Below are 17,049 nucleotides of genomic sequence, written 5' to 3'. Positions count from 1 at the left end.
TTCCGTATTTAAGGCTGGCCTATGCAGCGGCTCTATCGTAAACGCATCGTTCTGGGCGTCGGCGGCGGTATCGCCGCCTACAAGAGCGCCGAACTGGTCCGCCGGTTGCGCGACCAGGGCGCCGAGGTGCGTGTCGTGATGACCCAGGGCGGCCGCGAGTTCATCACCCCGCTCACCCTTCAGGCCCTTTCCGGGCACCCGGTGCATCTGGACCTGCTCGACCCTGCCGCCGAGGCGGCCATGGGGCATATCGAGCTGGCCCGCTGGGCAGACCTGGTGCTGATCGCTCCCGCGACTGCCGATCTCATGGCGCGCCTGGCCCAGGGCGTGGCCAACGACCTGCTGACCACCCTGGTGCTCGCCACCGACGCGCAGGTCGCGCTGGCCCCGGCGATGAACCAGGCCATGTGGCGCGACCCGGCCACCCAGGTGAACGCCGAACTGCTGCGTAGCCGCGGCCTGCACTTCTTCGGCCCCGCCGCCGGCAGCCAGGCCTGCGGCGACGTCGGTCCGGGGCGCATGCTCGAGGCCGAAGAGCTGGCGCAACTGGCCGCCGACTGCTTCGAGTTCAAGGCCCTGACCGGCCAGCACATCCTGATCACCGCAGGGCCGACCCAGGAAAACATCGACCCGGTGCGCTACATCACCAACCACAGCTCCGGGAAGATGGGCTTTGCCCTGGCCGAAGCGGCCGCCGAAGCCGGTGCCCGCGTGACCCTGGTGACCGGCCCGGTGCACCTGCCGACCCCGGACCGGGTGAGCCGCGTCGATGTGGTCAGCGCTCGCGACATGCTCGCCGCCTGCGAAGCGGCGATGCCGGCGGACATTCTGATCGCTTCCGCCGCGGTAGCCGACTATCGCCCGGAACTGGTCGCCACACAGAAACTCAAGAAAGACCCCACCACCGGTGACGGCCTGCTCTTGCAGCTGGTGCGCAATCCCGACATCCTCGCCACCCTCTCGCTGCGCGAGGACCGGCCGTTCAGTGTCGGCTTCGCCGCGGAGACCGAGAACCTGCTCGAGTACGCCTCGCGCAAGCTCAAGGACAAGAATCTCGATCTGATCGTCGCCAATGACGTCGCCAATCCGTCCATCGGCTTCAATAGTGAAGAGAACGCCATCACGGTCATCGACCGCGAATTGCACAAGACTGCGTTCGCCCAGACCAGCAAGGGCAAGATCGCCCGCCAGCTGATCGCCTTCATCGCCGAACGCATCAATCAACACTGAGAACTCAATGCATTCCCTGCAAGCCAAGATCCTCGATCCCCGCCTGGGCAGCGACTTCCCGCTGCCGCAGTACGCCACTCCGGGCTCCGCCGGCCTCGACCTGCGCGCCATGCTCAAGGAGGACTGCGTCCTCGAGCCGGGCCAGACCGTTCTGATCCCCACCGGCCTGTCCATCTACGTCGCCGATCCGGGCCTTGCCGCGCTGATCCTTCCGCGCTCGGGCCTGGGCCACAAGCACGGTATCGTGCTGGGCAACCTGGTCGGCCTGATCGACTCGGATTACCAGGGCGAGCTGATGGTCTCCTGCTGGAACCGCGGCCAGACGGCTTTCAAGATCGCCATCGGCGAACGCATCGCCCAGTTGGTGCTGGTGCCGGTAGTGCAGGCGCACTTCGAGCTGGTCGAGTCCTTCGACGAAAGCCAGCGCGGCGCCGGCGGCTTCGGTCATTCCGGCAGCCATTGACCCTTTTCCCTTTCAGGATGAATCGCCGAGGAGACGTTGCATGAAACTTTTCCAACGCACTGCCAAGGACAGCGCCGAACTGCCGGAACTCGTGCCGGCGGAGAAGCCCGTCAAAGGGCCGGCGACCAAGGTCGACCTCAAACCGCTGCTGCCCGCACTCGTCCTCACCGTCGGCGGCGTAGCGGCGGCCGGCGCATTGCTGTGGTTCAGCCTGTTCGGTCAGACGGACAAGGCCTACGTCGCACAACTGAGCAGCGCCTGGTCGGAAAGCCAGGCCGGCGCGCTGCGCCAGTCGCTGAGCCTGCTGGCTGCGGACAGCCGCGCCATGGCGAGCGACTCGCAGTTGCTGCCGACCCTGCAGAGCAATGATCCGGCGCGCATCGCCGCCCTGGAGAAAGCGCTGACCCAGGGCCATCTGGACGCTCTGGTGGACGTCCACCTCAACGCCAGCGGCCAGGCCGTGCAGGACCCTTCACGCCCCGGCCCGCTCAACTATGCCGCGCTGGACATGCTGCATCGCGTCGAGAGCGGCCAAGCCGTGGCGCCGGAAGCCTACAAGGTCGGCACCCGCTGGCTGGTCTACAGCCCCTCCGCCCTGCGTGGTGCGGACAACACGATCCAGGGTTCGCTGCTGTTGGTCGTCGACCTGCAGCGCCTGCTCGGCAGCCTGCCGCCGATGTCCAGCGACATCGGTCAGCTGCAGCTTTCCCAGCAGTTCGGCAATTCGCCTGCGCAGGTGCTGCTACAGCGCGGCCAGGCCAGTGACGCTGCGCCGCTCAGCGTCTCCAGCGGCAACCCGAACTGGAAGCTGAGCTTCACTCCTGGCCCCAGCATCACCAGTCCGCTGTACTCGCCGCCCCTGCTGGGCATCGCCGCGCTGCTCGCGCTGGCAGGTGGCCTGCTCGGCCTCTATCTTGCGCAAAGCGCGATGCAGCGCCGGGTCAGCAAGGATGCCCAGGCCCTGGGGCAGTTCATTCAGGAACTCGCCGGCCAACGCACTGCCAAAGCTCCTGAGCTGAGCCTGCCGAGCCTGCAGGCGCTGGCTCAGGCGTTGGCCCGTCAGCCGCGCCGCAAGACCGAAACACCGGGTGCCAGCGCCCCCGCAGCGCCTGCAGTCGCCGCCCAGCCGACCCCGGCTGTCGCTACTGTCAGCGCCCCGCCCGCTGCCACCGAAACGCCATTGGTCGATCCGCTATTCCAGAACACCGACATTCTGGACATCGACATTCTTGATGAAGACCAGGATCTCCTGGGATTGGAGCAAACACCCGCTATGAGCACGCCTAAAGCCCCGCAACTGCCCGCCAGCATCTTCCGTGCCTACGACATCCGTGGCGTGGTCGGCGACACCCTGACCACCGAGACCGCCTACTGGGTCGGCCGTGCGATCGGCTCCGAAAGCCTTGCGCGCGGTGAACCGTGCGTCTCCGTGGGCCGTGACGGCCGCCTGTCCGGCCCCGAGCTGGTCCAGCACCTCATCCAGGGCCTGCTCGACTGCGGCTGCCAGGTCACCGACGTCGGCATGGTGCCGACTCCAGTCCTGTACTACGCAACCAACGTCCTGGAAGGCAAGTCGGGCGTAATGCTCACCGGCAGCCACAACCCGCCGGACTACAACGGCTTCAAGATCGTCGTCGCTGGCGAGACCCTGGCCAACGAGCAGATCCAGGCCCTGCGCGAGCGCATCCAGACCGGTGACCTCGCCTCCGGCGTGGGCAGCGTGCAACAGGTCGACATCCTGCCGCGCTACTTCCAACAGATCCGCGACGACATCGCCCTGGCCAAGCCGCTGAAAGTGGTGGTGGACTGCGGCAACGGCGTGGCCGGCGTAATCGCTCCGCAGTTGATCGAAGCCCTGGGCTGCACCGTGATCCCGCTGTATTGCGACGTCGACGGCAACTTCCCCAACCACCACCCGGACCCGGGCAAGCCAGAGAACCTGGAAGACCTGATCGCCAAGGTGAAAGAGACCGGCGCCGACCTCGGCCTGGCCTTCGACGGCGACGGCGACCGCGTGGGTGTGGTGACCAACGAAGGCACCATCATCTACCCCGACCGCCTGCTGATGCTGTTCGCCAAGGACGTGGTTTCGCGCAACCCAGGTGCCGACATCATCTTCGACGTCAAATGCACCCGTCGCCTGATCTCGCTGATCAGCGGCTACGGCGGTCGCCCGGTGATGTGGAAGACCGGCCACTCGCTGATCAAGAAGAAGATGAAGGAAACCGGCGCACTGCTCGCTGGCGAGATGAGCGGCCACATCTTCTTCAAGGAACGCTGGTACGGCTTTGACGACGGCATCTACAGCGCCGCGCGCCTGCTGGAAATCATCAGCCTGGACAAGCGCGACGCCGAGCGCGTGTTCTCCGCGTTCCCGATGGACATCTCCACCCCGGAAATCAACATCACCGTCACCGACGAGGGCAAGTTCGCCCTGATCGAGGCGCTGCAGGCCCGTGGCCAGTGGGGTGAAGCCAACCTCACCACCCTCGACGGCGTGCGGGTGGATTACCCCAAAGGCTGGGGCCTGGTGCGCGCGTCCAACACCACTCCGGTGCTGGTCCTGCGTTTCGAGGCGGATTCCCAGGACGAACTGGAACGCATCAAGGAAGTGTTCCGTACCCAGCTGAAAGCGGTCGACCCCGCCCTCAGCCTGCCCTTCTGACCCTGTAGCACATGCTGGAGCCCACCATGACCCAGAGCCGCGATGACGCCGCCCAGGTTGCCCGCGTCCTTGCCGAAGCCCTGCCCTACATCCGCCGCTTCGTCGGCAAGACGCTGGTGATCAAGTACGGCGGCAACGCCATGGAAACGGACGAGCTGAAGAACAGCTTCGCCCGCGACGTGGTGCTGATGAAAGCCGTCGGCATCAACCCGGTGGTGGTCCATGGTGGTGGTCCGCAGATCGGCGACCTGCTCAGCCGCCTGTCGATCGAGAGCCACTTCATCGATGGCATGCGCGTCACCGACGCGCAGACCATGGACGTGGTGGAGATGGTCCTCGGCGGCCAGGTGAACAAGGACATCGTCAACCTTATCAACCGTCATGGCGGCAGCGCCATCGGCCTGACCGGGAAGGACGCCGAGCTGATCCGCGCGAAAAAGCTCACCGTCACTCGCCAGACGCCGGAAATGACCAAGCCGGAAATCATCGACATCGGCCACGTGGGCGAGGTCACCGGGGTCAACGTCGACCTGCTGAATATGCTGGTACACGGTGACTTCATCCCGGTCATCGCGCCGATCGGCGTGGGCGCCAACGGCGAGTCCTACAACATCAACGCCGACCTCGTGGCCGGCAAGGTGGCCGAGGCGCTGAAGGCCGAGAAGCTGATGCTGCTCACCAACATCGCCGGCCTGATGGACAAGCAGGGCCAGGTCCTCACCGGCCTGACCACCGAGCAGGTCAACGAGCTGATCGCCGACGGCACCATCTACGGCGGCATGCTGCCGAAGATCCGCTGTGCCCTGGAAGCGGTGCAGGGCGGCGTGACCAGCGCGCACATCATCGATGGCCGCGTGCCCAACGCCGTGCTGCTGGAGATATTCACCGACAGCGGTGTCGGCACCCTGATCACCAATCGCAAGCAACGCTGATCGACAAGGACACCCGCCTGGAGCGATCCACGCGGGTGTCATTGCGTCTGGAGTTTGGAATGGCCGCGTCCCCCGTATCCCGCAACGACTTCAGCTTCTTCCACGGCCTGCGCGTGCGCTGGTCGGAGGTCGACCCGCAGGGCATTGTCTTCAATGGCAACTACCTGACCTATGCCGATGTCGCCACCACCGAGTACTACCGTCACCTGGGCGTGAGCTACCCGGCCGACCTGCTGCGCGGCGGCGGCGACCTGTTCGCGGTGAAGACCACCTTGGAATACCTGGCGCCCGCGCGCTTCGACGACTGGCTGGAAATGGGCGTGCGCGTGAGCCGACTGGGCCGCAGCAGCCTGACCTTCCAGGTATCGATCTGGAGTGATGAAAACCTGCTGACGCTGGGGGAGCTGATCTACGCCTATGCCGGCGAGGACCGGACAAGCCAGCCCCTGCCGGATTGGCTGCGCGGGAAGATCAACGAATTCGAGCGCGTCTCACCGCAACAGTAAGAGCGGGCGTCTACCTCAGTTGCCGCCGGACAGCTGGGCGAAACGCGCCCGGTCGGCGGCAAAACTGCTCTGCGCCTGGGTACGCAGCTGCTGATAGCGGGCGATGTCCTGCTGCAGACGCTGTTCATCGCTGCGTAGGTTGGCGAGTTGTGCGACCAGGTCATCCGGCACCTGGCGCCCGGCACGCTCCTGATCGGCAGCGCGGGCCTGCAGGTTGGCCTGCTGCGTTTTCAGCGACTGCAGGTTGCCCTTGGCCACGCTGGCCAGCCCATCGAGCTCCGCGAGCTTGCGATCACGGGCACGGTCAACGTCATCCACGCTGGTGTACATGCGCATCAGTTGTTGATCGGAACTGGCTCGTGCGGCATCCGCCTTGCGCTGCTCGATCTCGGCGGCGGTCGGCGCCGGCGGCACCTCGCGAATCACCCGACCCTGGTCGTTGAGCACCTGGTAGCCCTTGCCGATGTACTGCGGCGGCACGCCAAGGCGGTCGATGACGGTGATGCCCTTGTCATTGACGTAGCGGTACATCTCGACCTGGCTGGTCGGCTGGCCGGCAGCTGCCACCTGGCCGGCGAGCATGACCCCCAGAAGCCCCATCAACACCCTGTAACGGTAAGCACCCTGCTTGGCCATGCCCGACACCCTTGTTCCGGTTAGATACCGTACTGCGCCCGATAGGCCTCGACGGCCGCGAGATGCTGCTTGAGCTGCCCGTCGCCGGCCAGATACTCCAGCACTTGCTCAAGCGAGACAATGCTTACGACCGGGATCGAAAAGTCCCGTTCAACTTCCTGGATCGCCGACAGCTCGCCCTTGCCGCGCTCCTGGCGGTTCAGTGCAATCAGCACACCAGCGGCCTGAGCCCCTTGTGCGTCGATGATCTGCATGACCTCGCGGATCGCGGTGCCGGCGGTGATCACGTCGTCGATGATCAGCGCGCGGCCAGTCAGCGGTGCGCCGACCAGCGTGCCGCCTTCGCCGTGGTCCTTGGCTTCCTTGCGGTTGAAGCACCAGGGCAGGTCGCGACCATGCTGTTCCGCCAGCGCAATGGCTGTAGCGGCCGCCAGCGGGATTCCTTTATAGGCAGGCCCGAACAACACGTCGAAAGGTATGCCGCTGTCAACCACTGCGCTGGCGTAGAAACGACCCAGCTGGGACAGCGCAACACCGGTGTTGAACAGACCGGCATTGAAGAAGTACGGACTGGTACGCCCGGACTTGAGGGTGAATTCGCCGAAGCGAAGAACGCCGCGCTCGATGGCGAAGCGGATGAAATCGCGTTGATATGGCTGCATGGGAGAGAACCGGCCGGTATGAATTTAGCTAAACCGTTTGAGCTCGGGTATCATACACACACGTGATTTTGGGGGCCATTTATGCGGATCATCAGTGTGAACGTGAATGGTATTCAGGCTGCAGCCGAGCGTGGTTTGCTCAGTTGGCTGCAAGCCCAGAATGCCGACGTGATCTGCTTGCAGGATACCCGCGCCTCCGCTTTCGATCTGGATGACCCATCCTACCAACTGGATGGCTACTTCCTGTACGCCTGCGATGCCGAAGTGCCCAGTCAGGGCGGCGTCGCAATCTATAGTCGTCTGCAACCCAAGGCTGTCATAAGCGGCCTGGGTTTCGAGATGGCCGATCGTTACGGGCGCTACCTGCAAGCCGATTTCGATAAGGTGAGTATCGCCACTCTCCTGCTGCCTACCGGGCAGGAAGGGGACGAGAACCTGAACCACAAGTTCAAGTTCATGGACGATTTCGCCCAGTACATGAACAAGCAGCGCCGCAAGCGCCGCGAATACATCTATTGCGGCTCGCTGTACGTCGCGCACCAGAAGCTGGACGTGAAGAACTGGCGCGAATGCCAGCAATCGCCAGGCTTCATGGCGCCGGAGCGTGGCTGGATGGATGAGATCTTCGGCACCATGGGCTATGTCGACGCCCTGCGCGAGGTCAACCGCGAAGGCGACCAGTACAGCTGGTGGCCGGACAGCGAACAGGCCGACCTGCTCAACCTGGGCTGGCGCTTCGACTATCAGATCCTCACGCCGGGTCTGCGCCGCTTCGTGCGCAGCGCCAAGCTGCCGCGCCAGCCGCGCTTCTCCCAGCATGCGCCGCTGATCGTCGATTACGACTGGACCCTAAGCATCTGAGTCCTGTCGCGCCGCCGCAAGGCGGACAGAAAAAAGCCGGCTTCGAGCCGGCTTTTTCGTGTCTGGAGCGCGCTTACTTGATCGGCCGCCAGATGAAGGGATAGCGGTAATCCAGCCCTTCGTTGGCTTTGATCCCGGCGATGATGGTCAGCACCAGCGCGCCGATGCTCACCAGCCCGAGCAGGAAGAAGCCGATCACCACCAGCATCAACAGGCAGCTGACCACCACCGCGAGGCTCACGGTGATCTGGAAGTTCAGCGCTTCCTTCCCCTGACGGTCCACGAAGGGGTCCGATTCACGCTTGATCTGCCAGACGATCAGCGGCCCGAGCAAGTTGCCGAAGGGGAAGATGAAGCCAAGGAAGGCGGCGAAGTGGCAGAACATCGCCCACTGGCGGGCTTCCTGGCTCGGCTGAACCTGTTGTACCGGTACTTCGTCGCTCATCCTTTCGCTCCTTGCACTTTTAGATCGGGCAGGCTGGCCGCCCGTCGGGTCATTCTGCCAGCGCAGCGCGCTGCAGCTCGAACAGCTCGCGCAGGCCTTGCTGCGCCAGTTCCAGCATGGCATTCAGCTCGGCCGGCTGGAAGGGGGCGCCCTCGGCGGTGCCCTGGACTTCGATGAAGCCGCCGGCATCGGTCATGACCACGTTCAGGTCGGTCTCGGCGGCGGAGTCTTCCAGGTAGTCCAGGTCCAGCACCGGCTCGCCCTGGTACATACCCACTGAAACCGCAGCGACCATCTGCTTGAGCGGGTTGCCCTTGAGCGCGCCGCGCTTCTTCAGCACGGCCAGGGCGTCGATCAGCGCGACGGTGGCGCCGGTGATGGAAGCGGTGCGGGTGCCGCCGTCGGCCTGGATCACATCGCAGTCGATGTACAGGGTGTTCTCGCCCAGCTTGGACAGGTCCAGCGCGGCGCGCAGGGAGCGGCCGATCAGGCGCTGGATTTCCAGGGTGCGGCCACCCTGCTTGCCGCGCGCGGCTTCACGCTGGTTACGCTCGCCGGTGGAGCGCGGCAGCATGCCGTATTCGGCGGTCAGCCAGCCCTGGCCCTGGCCCTTGAGGAAGCGCGGCACACCGGATTCGGCGCTGACGGTGCAGATCACCTTGGTGTCGCCGAACTCGACCAGCACGGAGCCCTCGGCGTGCTTGGTGTAATGGCGGGTGATACGGATCGGGCGCAGTTGGTCGGCGGCGCGGCCACTGGGACGGTTCATGGAGGCATCCTGTACAGATTGCTGGCGGGGGAATGTCCGCCATTATAGAGGCCAGCGGACGGGCGCAACCACCGCCAGCGTGCTGCGGCGCGCTACGCTGGGGTACAATTACCGGTTTCCGACGACCTGTCGGCCGTTTTCCCAGCCCATTCTGAGAGGTGACTCCATGGTCCACAGCATGACCGCCTTCGCCCGCGTCGAGCGCGCCAGCACCCATGGAACCCTGAGCTGGGAGCTGCGCTCGGTCAACCACCGCTACCTCGAGCCCAACCTGCGCCTGCCCGAAGCCTTCCGCGATCTCGAAGGCGCGGTGCGCGAAGCGCTGCGCCAGGGCCTGTCGCGCGGCAAGGTGGAATGCACCCTGCGCTTCAACGAGGAAAACGCCGGCAAGGCGCTGCAGGTCGACCGCGAGCGCGCCGCGCAACTGGTCGCCGCCGCCGAGACCGTCGCCGACCTGATCAAGAATCCCGCCCCGCTCGACCCGCTGGCCGTGCTGGCCTGGCCGGGCGTACTGGTGGGCGATGCCGCCGACCCGCAGGCGCTCAACGCCAGCGCGCTGGCCGCTTTCACCCAGGCCCTGGATGAACTCAAGGCCGGCCGCGCCCGCGAAGGTGCCGAGCTTTCGAAGATCATCGACGAGCGCCTGACGGCCATGCAGGATGAAGTGGCCAACCTACGCCAGTTGGTGCCGGAAATGCTCGCCAACCAGCGCCAGAAAGTCCTCGACCGCTTCACCGAGATGAAAGCCGAACTCGACCCGCAGCGCCTGGAGCAGGAAATGGTCCTGCTGGCGCAGAAGAGCGACGTCGCCGAGGAGCTGGATCGCCTGACCACCCACGTCACCGAAGTGCGCCGCGTGCTCAAGGCTGGCGGCGCCGCCGGCCGACGCCTGGACTTCCTGATGCAGGAACTCAACCGCGAGGCCAACACGCTGGGTTCGAAGGCTTTCGATCCGCGCTCCACCCAGGCCGCGGTCAACCTCAAGGTCCTGATCGAGCAGATGCGCGAACAGGTCCAGAATATCGAGTAAGCCGGACGCATCCGGCCCCAATCCACCGCAACTCCAGGAACACGCCATGTCCGGCACCCTGTACATCGTTTCCGCGCCGTCGGGCGCCGGCAAGACCAGCCTGGTCAAGGCCCTGCTCGACGCCATGCCCAGCGTGCGCGTCTCCGTCTCCCACACTACCCGCGGCATGCGCCCGGGCGAAGTGGACGGGGTGAACTACCACTTCGTCGGCCATGACACCTTCCGCGCCATGCTCGATCGCAACGAATTCCTCGAGCACGCGCAGGTCTTCGACAACCTCTACGGCACCTCCCAGCGCTGGGTCGAGAAGACCCTCGCCGAAGGCAACGACCTGATCCTTGAGATCGACTGGCAGGGCGCGCAGCAGGTGCGCCGGCTGATGCCCCAGGCGCAGTCGATCTTCATCCTGCCGCCGAGCCAGGAAGCCCTGCGCCAGCGCCTGACCAACCGCGGCCAGGACAGCAACGAGGTGATCGAGCGGCGCATGCAGGAAGCCGTCAGCGAAATGAGCCACTATGTGGAGTACGACCATCTGGTGATCAACGACGATTTCGCCCACGCGCTGGAAGATCTCAAGTCGATCTTCCGCGCCCGCCAACTCCGTCAGGACGCCCAGCAGCAGCGTCACACCGAGCTGCTGCAACGCCTGCTGGCCTGAAGTCGCCGAGAGAAGGCACTTCCATAAAGATTGGCGATTTTTTAGACTATCCAGTCCGCCCGGCATTTTCCGGGCCTACATTTCAGTACGAGGAACACCATGGCCCGCGTCACCGTTGAAGACTGCCTGGACAACGTCGATAACCGTTTCGAGCTGGTCATGCTCGCCACCAAGCGTTCGCGTCAGCTGGCCACCGGCGGCAAAGAGCCGAAGGTACCGTGGGAAAACGACAAGCCCACCGTCGTCGCCCTGCGTGAAATCGCTTCCGGCCTGATCGACAACGAAATCGTTCTGCTGGAGGACGTGGTTGAAGAAGAACCGCTGTTCGCTGCCTTCGAAGACGAGGCCAACAACGAGGCCCTGTAAGTCGATGTCTGGCCGACGAATCGGTGCACCACGACTGGCCGCTCGGCAGGGGGTAGACCCATGCCGAGCATAGACGCCTTCGCCGATCGTCTGTCGAGCTATCTGGGCCCGGACCAGGTAAACCTGGTCCGTCGCGCCTACTACTACGCCGAGCAAGCCCACGACGGGCAACGCCGCCGCAGCGGCGAGGCTTACGTCACCCATCCGCTCGCCGTCGCCAATATCCTCGCCGACATGCACATGGACCATCAGAGCCTGATGGCAGCCATGCTGCACGACGTGATCGAGGACACCGGCATCGCCAAGGAAGCGCTCACCGCGCAGTTCGGCGAAACCGTCTCGGAACTGGTGGACGGGGTCAGCAAGCTGACCCAGATGAACTTCGAGTCCAAGGCCGAGGCGCAGGCCGAGAACTTCCAGAAGATGGCCATGGCCATGGCGCGCGATATCCGCGTGATCCTGGTGAAGCTGGCCGACCGCCTGCATAACATGCGCACGCTGGAAGTGCTATCCGGCGAGAAGCGCCGGCGCATTGCCAAGGAAACCCTGGAAATCTACGCACCCATCGCCAACCGGCTGGGCATGCACAGCATGCGCGTGGAATTCGAGGACCTGGGCTTCAAGGCCATGCATCCGATGCGCTCCGAGCGCATCCGCCAGGCGGTGAAGAAGGCCCGTGGCAACCGCCGCGAGATCGTCGGCAAGATCCAGGAATCGCTGGTCAACTGCCTCGCCCGCGAAAACATGGAAGGCCAGGTCCTGGGCCGCGAGAAGCACCTGTTCAGCATCTACAAGAAGATGCGCGGCAAGCGAAAGGCGTTCAACGAGATCATGGACGTCTACGCCTTCCGCATCGTGGTCGACAAGGTCGACACCTGCTACCGCGTGCTCGGCGCCGTGCACAACCTGTACAAGCCGTTCCCCGGTCGCTTCAAGGACTACATCGCGATTCCCAAGGCCAACGGCTACCAGTCGTTGCACACCACGCTGTTCGGGATGCACGGCGTGCCCATCGAGATCCAGATCCGCACCCGCGAGATGGAAGAGATGGCCAACCACGGCATCGCCGCGCACTGGCTGTACAAGTCCAGCGAAGAGGAAGCGCAGAAAGGCACCCATGCCCGCGCCCGCCAGTGGGTGAAGGGCATCCTCGAACTGCAGCAACGCGCCGGAAACTCGCTGGAATTCATCGAGAACGTGAAGATCGACCTGTTCCCGGACGAGGTCTACGTCTTCACGCCCAAGGGCCGCATCATGGAGCTGCCCAAGGGCTCCACGGCGGTGGACTTCGCCTACGCGGTGCACACCGACGTCGGCAACAGCTGCATCGCCTGCCGCATCAACCGCCGCCTGGCGCCGCTGTCCGAACCGCTGCAGAGCGGCGCGACAGTGGAAATCGTCACCGCGCCGGGCACCCGGCCGAACCCGGCCTGGCTGAACTTCGTGGTCACCGGCAAGGCGCGCACGCACATCCGCCACGCGCTCAAGCTGCAACGCCGCTCCGAGTCGATCAACCTCGGCGAGCGCCTGCTGAACAAGACCCTGGCCGGCTTCGACAGCCACCTGGAAAAGATCCCGCAGGAACGCATCCAGGGCGTGCTCAACGAATACCGCATGGAAGTCTTCGAGGACCTGCTCGAAGAGATCGGCCTGGGCAACCGCATGGCCTACGTGGTCGCACGCCGCCTGCTGTCCAGCGAAGGCGAGGAAGCGCCCAGCGCCGAAGGGCCGCTGGCGATCCGCGGTACAGAAGGCCTGGTGCTCAGCTACGCCAAGTGCTGCACGCCGATTCCCGGCGACCCGATCGTCGGCCACCTGTCGGCCGGCAAGGGCATGGTCGTGCACCTGGAGAACTGCCGGAACATCAGCGAAATCCGCCACAATCCGGAAAAATGCATCCAGCTCAGCTGGGCCAAGGATGTCACCGGCGAATTCAACGTTGAACTGCGTGTCGAGCTGGAACACCAGCGCGGCTTGATCGCCCTGCTGGCGACCAGCGTCAACGCCGCCGACGGCAACATCGAGAAGATCAGCATGGACGAGCGCGACGGTCGCATCAGCGTCGTCCAGCTCGTCGTCAGCGTGCATGACCGTGTGCACCTGGCCCGCGTCATCAAGAAGCTGCGCGCGCTCAAGGGCGTGATTCGCATCACCCGCATGCGCAGCTGATCCCACCCCGTTAGGAGTCGACATGACCAAGACCGTTATCCACACCGACAAAGCCCCGGCCGCCATCGGCACCTACTCCCAGGCGATCAAGGCTGGCAACACCGTCTATGTCTCCGGCCAGATCCCGCTGGACCCGAAAACCATGGAACTGGTCGAAGGCTTCGAAGAGCAGACCGTCCAGGTCTTCGAAAACCTGAAAGCCGTGATCGAGGCTTCCGGCGGCTACCTGCACGACGTCGCCAAGCTGAACATCTTCCTCACCGACCTGTCGCACTTCGCCAAGGTCAACGAGATCATGGGCAAGTACTTCGTCCAGCCCTACCCGGCTCGCGCCGCCATCGGCGTAGCCGCCCTGCCCAAGGGCGCCCAGGTCGAGATGGACGCCATCGTCGTCCTGGAATAAGCCGTACCTCCCGAACGGGGCCTTCAGGGCCCCGTTCTTTTGTCTGCAAGGAGCAAACATGCGTCGCGCCCTGATCCTGAGCGCCCTGATCGGCCTGCTCACCGGCTGCGCCGGCACCCCGTCCGACCCTTCCGGCGTCTGGGTCAACCAGGCCGCCATCGATGCCGCCGGCAAGGGCGGCAAGCTGCGCGAGGCGCTGCTGGCCTACGGCCCGAACCTGGAATGGAAGCTGGACACCAAGGCTAGCCAAGCCACCTTCAGCAACGGCTTCGAGCTCGGCGAAGGCCAGCTGACCGCCGAAGATCCCAAGCACTACCGCGTCGACTTCTACGGCAGCAACCAGGAATCCCTGGAGCTGGACGGCAAGGAGCTGGTGCAGGTAGGCAGCGACAATTGGCCCGAGCAGCGCTTCCTGCGTCCCAAGCAGCAGCCCGCCGCGCAGAGCCCGGCCGGCAGCACCTTCGAAAACGCCCTCTACGCCGCCTACCTCAGCGGCACCTGGATCATCGAGGAAGGCGAAGGCAAGGGCAGCAAGGTCAAGTTCGCCGCCAACGGCAGCCTCGAAGGCATGCCCGGCTTCGATCGCTACGCGCTGTGCCTGGCCGGCGACTGCGCGGCCATGAGCGGCGACAACGACAGCATCTGGCTGCAACAGGGCCAGCAGGGGCGCGAGTTCCTCTTCGAGCGCGACGGCGACAAGCTGGAGTTGTTCGAGGCGGTGAACCGCGCCCAGTCCGACGAGATGCCGCAGTACGCGCCCGGCAACAAGGTCTGGACGCTGGAGCGCGACTGATCCGTGCGAGCAGGCGGTCGCGAATGACAGTCTTCAGCGCAGCCCGCTCCACAGCAGCCAGCCACCCAGCGCCAGCAGCAGGCCGCCGCACAGGCGGTCCAGCGCCGTGACCCGACGCTTCAGCCAACCGCGCCAGCGCGGGCGATCCAGCAGGCGCACCAGCGCCATGTCCCACAGCAGCACCACCGCGCCCATCCACAGCACGCACACGCCCAGCGCCCAGCCCGGCAGGCGGAACTGCCCGAGCACGCCGAACAGCCCGGTGTAGAAGATCGGCAGCTTGGGGTTCAGGCTGCTGGCCAGCAGGCCTTCGCGCATCCCCCGCAGAAATCCTCCACTGCGCTGCAGCCCCAGATCAGTGGGAATCTCCAGCTCCCGACGCGCCAGCAGCGCCTGCGCGCCGAGCCAGACGAAGTAGACGCCACCCAGCAACTGCACCACCCGCAGCCCGTGGCTGGCCACTTCCGGCAACAGACCGAGAACGAACAGCACCAGCAGCATGCTCGCCAGATTGGCCAGGGCGATGCCCGCCGCGCAGCCATCGGCATGGCAACGACCGCGCAGCAGCGCGGCGCGGATCAGCAGGAAGAAGTCCGGCCCCGGTGACAGCAGGGCGGCGAAGTGGGTGCTGGCGACCAGCGCGAAGGCGGCGAACATGGTGATCTCCCGGATAGCGGCGTCGCGCAGTCTGGGAGCGTCGGGGTTCACCGGTCTTGGAAGAAAGTCAGGTGCGCGTGGCGCGCAGGAAGCGTCCGGGCGTGACGCCGGTAAAGCGGCGGAAGGTGCCGGAAAAATGCGCCTGGTCGTAGAACCCCAGGCTCAACGCGACCTCCAGCGGCTTCTCGCCAGCCACCAGCAGGCGCTTGGCCTCGCGGATGCGCCGCTGCAGCAGGTAGGTGTGGGGCGGCACGCCGTAGGCGTTGCGGAAGGCTTCGATCAGGTGGCGCGGATGGCGTTGCAGGAGCGCCGCGAGTTCTTCGAGGCTGACCGCTTCGCGGTAATGCGCTTCCAGGTAGTCACGCAACTTCGCGGTGACGCTGCCGTCGCGGGATGCCGACGCAGTCGGGCGCATGCCGCCGTGGCGGACGAACACCAGCTCCAGCAGCGCCAGCAGTTCGCTCTCCAGCGCCAGCGCGTCGTTGCGTTCGAACTCCGTGGCGACGCGCCGCAGCGCCTCGGCCACCTGCCCGTCATCGTGCGGATTGAGCGCCTGGAAGCCGCGCGGCAACTGTTTGCGGCCCAGCAGCGGTAGCAGCCGCGATTCCTCGATGTAGAGCATGCGATAGACCAGGCGCTCGGACTCGGCGTTGCCGGTGTGCGGCTCCTCCGGGTTCATCAGCGACAGGGTGCCGGCAGGCAGCACGTGGTGCGCGCCGCGGCACTGGTAGCCGCCCGCGCCGTGCAGGATGGCGCCGATGGCGAAGGCGTCGTGGCTGTGGCGCCCGAACGGCTGGCCGGAGAAGTCCGCATGGAACAACTCCACTCCCGGTAACCAGGGGCGCGCCAGCAGCCGGTTGGCGTCCATCAGTCCTGCTTGCCCGCGAGGATGGCCGCGTAGCCTTCGCGGAAGCTCGGGTAGCGCGGCTCCCAGCCCAGCGCGCGAGCGCGGGCGTTGCTGCAGCGCTTGCTGCCGGCGCGGCGCACGGTCTGCTCGTCGGCCCAGTGGGTGACGCCCAACTGGTTACGCAGCCAGCCGACTACCTCATGCAGCGCCGCCGGCTCGTTGTCGACGCCGAGGTAACAGTCTTCCAGCGCGACGCCGCCGCGATCGGCCTCCAACAGCGCGGCGAGCAGGCCGGCGGCGTCTTCGGCATGGATGCGATTTGCGTACAGCGGCGGCTCGCTGGCGACGCGGTAGCCCTCGCGCACCTGCTTGAGCAACCACTCGCGACCGGGGCCGTAGATGCCGGTGAGGCGCACGATGCTGGCAGGAATGCCGCTCTGCAGCGCCAGCTGCTCGGCCTCGAGCATCACGCTGCCCGAATAGCTCTGGGCCTGGGCGGGCGAGGTCTCGTCAACCCACTCGCCATCGCGCTGGGCGTACACGCCGCTGCTGGAGACGAACAGCAGACGCTTGGGCAACTGCCCGCGCTGCTGTAGCCAGCCGAGGGTATTGCGCAGGCCTTCGACATAGGCCGCGCGATATCCTGCCTCGTCGTGCTGGGTCGCGGCGGCGCAGAACACCAGATAGTCCAGCTTGCCCACCGGCCAGGTGTCCGGGCATTCCAGCTGGCCGAGGTCACCGGCCACCGGCAGCACTTCCAGCGGCAGCGCGGCAACGTTGCGGCGCAGGCCATGGACGCGCCAGTCGCGGGCGGCCAGCTGGCGTCCCAGGCGGCTGCCGACGTCGCCGCAACCGACGACCATCAGGCTGGGGAAGGTGCTCTTGCTCATGCTTGGCTCCGCGAATCAAAGCTCGGCAGTTTAGCGCGGTTGGTTCGCGGCGGTGCAGCCGCTATGC

General features: G+C 65.5%; 19 protein-coding genes. 12 read left to right on the top strand and 7 right to left on the bottom strand.

The annotated features are described in order from the left end of the window. Positions 1–21: 21 nt before the first annotated feature. From coaBC to ACIPK7_RS20110, 5 genes are read left to right on the top strand one after another with little or no spacing between them, the layout of a single operon-like run. Positions 22–1,230 (top strand): bifunctional phosphopantothenoylcysteine decarboxylase/phosphopantothenate--cysteine ligase CoaBC, encoded by a 1,209-nt coding sequence (gene coaBC / locus ACIPK7_RS20130; protein ID WP_045217692.1) that lies wholly within the window; start codon positions 22–24, stop codon positions 1,228–1,230. A 7-nt stretch (positions 1,231–1,237) separates the two neighbouring features. Continuing rightward, positions 1,238–1,693: a dUTP diphosphatase gene (gene dut, locus ACIPK7_RS20125; protein WP_081515156.1), complete on the top strand. Its 456-nt coding sequence runs from the start codon at positions 1,238–1,240 to the stop codon at positions 1,691–1,693. A gap of 40 nt (positions 1,694–1,733) precedes the next feature. Continuing rightward, positions 1,734–4,358: a phosphomannomutase/phosphoglucomutase gene (locus tag ACIPK7_RS20120; protein ID WP_401089778.1), complete on the top strand. Its 2,625-nt coding sequence runs from the start codon at positions 1,734–1,736 to the stop codon at positions 4,356–4,358. 26 nt (positions 4,359–4,384) lie between these two features. Then, positions 4,385–5,290, top strand: a complete 906-nt coding sequence (gene argB, locus ACIPK7_RS20115; RefSeq protein ID WP_192433396.1) for an acetylglutamate kinase — start codon at positions 4,385–4,387, stop codon at positions 5,288–5,290. Between the two features lie 59 nt (positions 5,291–5,349). Beyond that, positions 5,350–5,796, top strand: coding sequence for a thioesterase family protein (locus ACIPK7_RS20110; RefSeq protein ID WP_192433398.1), 447 nt, complete (start codon positions 5,350–5,352; stop codon positions 5,794–5,796). A 15-nt stretch (positions 5,797–5,811) separates the two neighbouring features. Here ACIPK7_RS20110 and ACIPK7_RS20105 read toward each other — a convergent pair whose 3' ends face one another. Then, entirely contained in the window at positions 5,812–6,432 is a 621-nt protein-coding gene (locus ACIPK7_RS20105) for a DUF4124 domain-containing protein (RefSeq protein ID WP_192433400.1), read from the bottom strand. A gap of 20 nt (positions 6,433–6,452) precedes the next feature. Then, positions 6,453–7,094, bottom strand: coding sequence for an orotate phosphoribosyltransferase (gene pyrE / locus ACIPK7_RS20100; protein WP_045217699.1), 642 nt, complete (start codon positions 7,092–7,094; stop codon positions 6,453–6,455). 81 nt (positions 7,095–7,175) lie between these two features. On the opposite strand from pyrE, the gene ACIPK7_RS20095 reads away from it, so the two are divergent. Then, complete coding sequence (locus ACIPK7_RS20095) at positions 7,176–7,955, top strand: exodeoxyribonuclease III (protein WP_045217700.1); 780 nt, start codon at positions 7,176–7,178, stop codon at positions 7,953–7,955. 73 nt (positions 7,956–8,028) lie between these two features. Here the strand turns inward: ACIPK7_RS20095 and ACIPK7_RS20090 are convergent, their stop codons facing one another. Both ACIPK7_RS20090 and rph read right to left on the bottom strand, forming a co-directional pair. Beyond that, complete coding sequence (locus tag ACIPK7_RS20090) at positions 8,029–8,400, bottom strand: DUF4870 domain-containing protein (protein ID WP_401089775.1); 372 nt, start codon at positions 8,398–8,400, stop codon at positions 8,029–8,031. A gap of 49 nt (positions 8,401–8,449) precedes the next feature. After that, on the bottom strand, positions 8,450–9,169 hold the full coding sequence (gene rph, locus ACIPK7_RS20085; RefSeq protein WP_192433402.1) for a ribonuclease PH: 720 nt from the start codon (positions 9,167–9,169) through the stop codon (positions 8,450–8,452). A 166-nt stretch (positions 9,170–9,335) separates the two neighbouring features. Between rph and ACIPK7_RS20080 the strand changes: the two genes are divergently transcribed. From ACIPK7_RS20080 to ACIPK7_RS20055, 6 genes are all read left to right on the top strand, one after another. Next, positions 9,336–10,199, top strand: a complete 864-nt coding sequence (locus tag ACIPK7_RS20080) for a YicC/YloC family endoribonuclease (RefSeq protein ID WP_192433404.1) — start codon at positions 9,336–9,338, stop codon at positions 10,197–10,199. A 46-nt stretch (positions 10,200–10,245) separates the two neighbouring features. Then, positions 10,246–10,857: a guanylate kinase gene (gene gmk / locus ACIPK7_RS20075; protein WP_192433406.1), complete on the top strand. Its 612-nt coding sequence runs from the start codon at positions 10,246–10,248 to the stop codon at positions 10,855–10,857. Positions 10,858–10,956: 99 nt separating this feature from the next. Further along, complete coding sequence (rpoZ, locus tag ACIPK7_RS20070) at positions 10,957–11,223, top strand: DNA-directed RNA polymerase subunit omega (RefSeq protein WP_045217709.1); 267 nt, start codon at positions 10,957–10,959, stop codon at positions 11,221–11,223. A 60-nt stretch (positions 11,224–11,283) separates the two neighbouring features. Next, on the top strand, positions 11,284–13,392 hold the full coding sequence (gene spoT, locus ACIPK7_RS20065; RefSeq protein ID WP_192433408.1) for a bifunctional GTP diphosphokinase/guanosine-3',5'-bis pyrophosphate 3'-pyrophosphohydrolase: 2,109 nt from the start codon (positions 11,284–11,286) through the stop codon (positions 13,390–13,392). Positions 13,393–13,414: 22 nt separating this feature from the next. Then, a complete protein-coding gene (locus ACIPK7_RS20060; RefSeq protein ID WP_017520704.1) occupies positions 13,415–13,795 on the top strand; it encodes a RidA family protein in 381 nt (126 codons plus the stop codon). Between the two features lie 58 nt (positions 13,796–13,853). Further along, complete coding sequence (locus ACIPK7_RS20055; RefSeq protein WP_192433410.1) at positions 13,854–14,588, top strand: hypothetical protein; 735 nt, start codon at positions 13,854–13,856, stop codon at positions 14,586–14,588. Positions 14,589–14,621: 33 nt separating this feature from the next. Here ACIPK7_RS20055 and ACIPK7_RS20050 read toward each other — a convergent pair whose 3' ends face one another. From ACIPK7_RS20050 to ACIPK7_RS20040, 3 genes are all read right to left on the bottom strand, one after another. Beyond that, on the bottom strand, positions 14,622–15,245 hold the full coding sequence (locus ACIPK7_RS20050; RefSeq protein ID WP_192433412.1) for a LysE family translocator: 624 nt from the start codon (positions 15,243–15,245) through the stop codon (positions 14,622–14,624). A 67-nt stretch (positions 15,246–15,312) separates the two neighbouring features. Continuing rightward, positions 15,313–16,113, bottom strand: coding sequence for an AraC family transcriptional regulator (locus ACIPK7_RS20045; protein ID WP_401089771.1), 801 nt, complete (start codon positions 16,111–16,113; stop codon positions 15,313–15,315). Next, positions 16,113–16,982 (bottom strand): NAD-dependent epimerase/dehydratase family protein, encoded by an 870-nt coding sequence (locus ACIPK7_RS20040; RefSeq protein ID WP_192433416.1) that lies wholly within the window; start codon positions 16,980–16,982, stop codon positions 16,113–16,115. The genes ACIPK7_RS20045 and ACIPK7_RS20040 overlap by 1 nt, the downstream gene beginning before the upstream one ends. Between the last annotated feature and the right edge of the window lie 67 nt (positions 16,983–17,049).

Source organism: Pseudomonas sp. NPDC086581 (genome assembly GCF_044746165.1).
GTDB lineage: Bacteria > Pseudomonadota > Gammaproteobacteria > Pseudomonadales > Pseudomonadaceae > Pseudomonas.
Note: the sequence above shows the minus strand (reverse complement) of the source record. Positions and strands in the feature narration are given on the sequence as shown.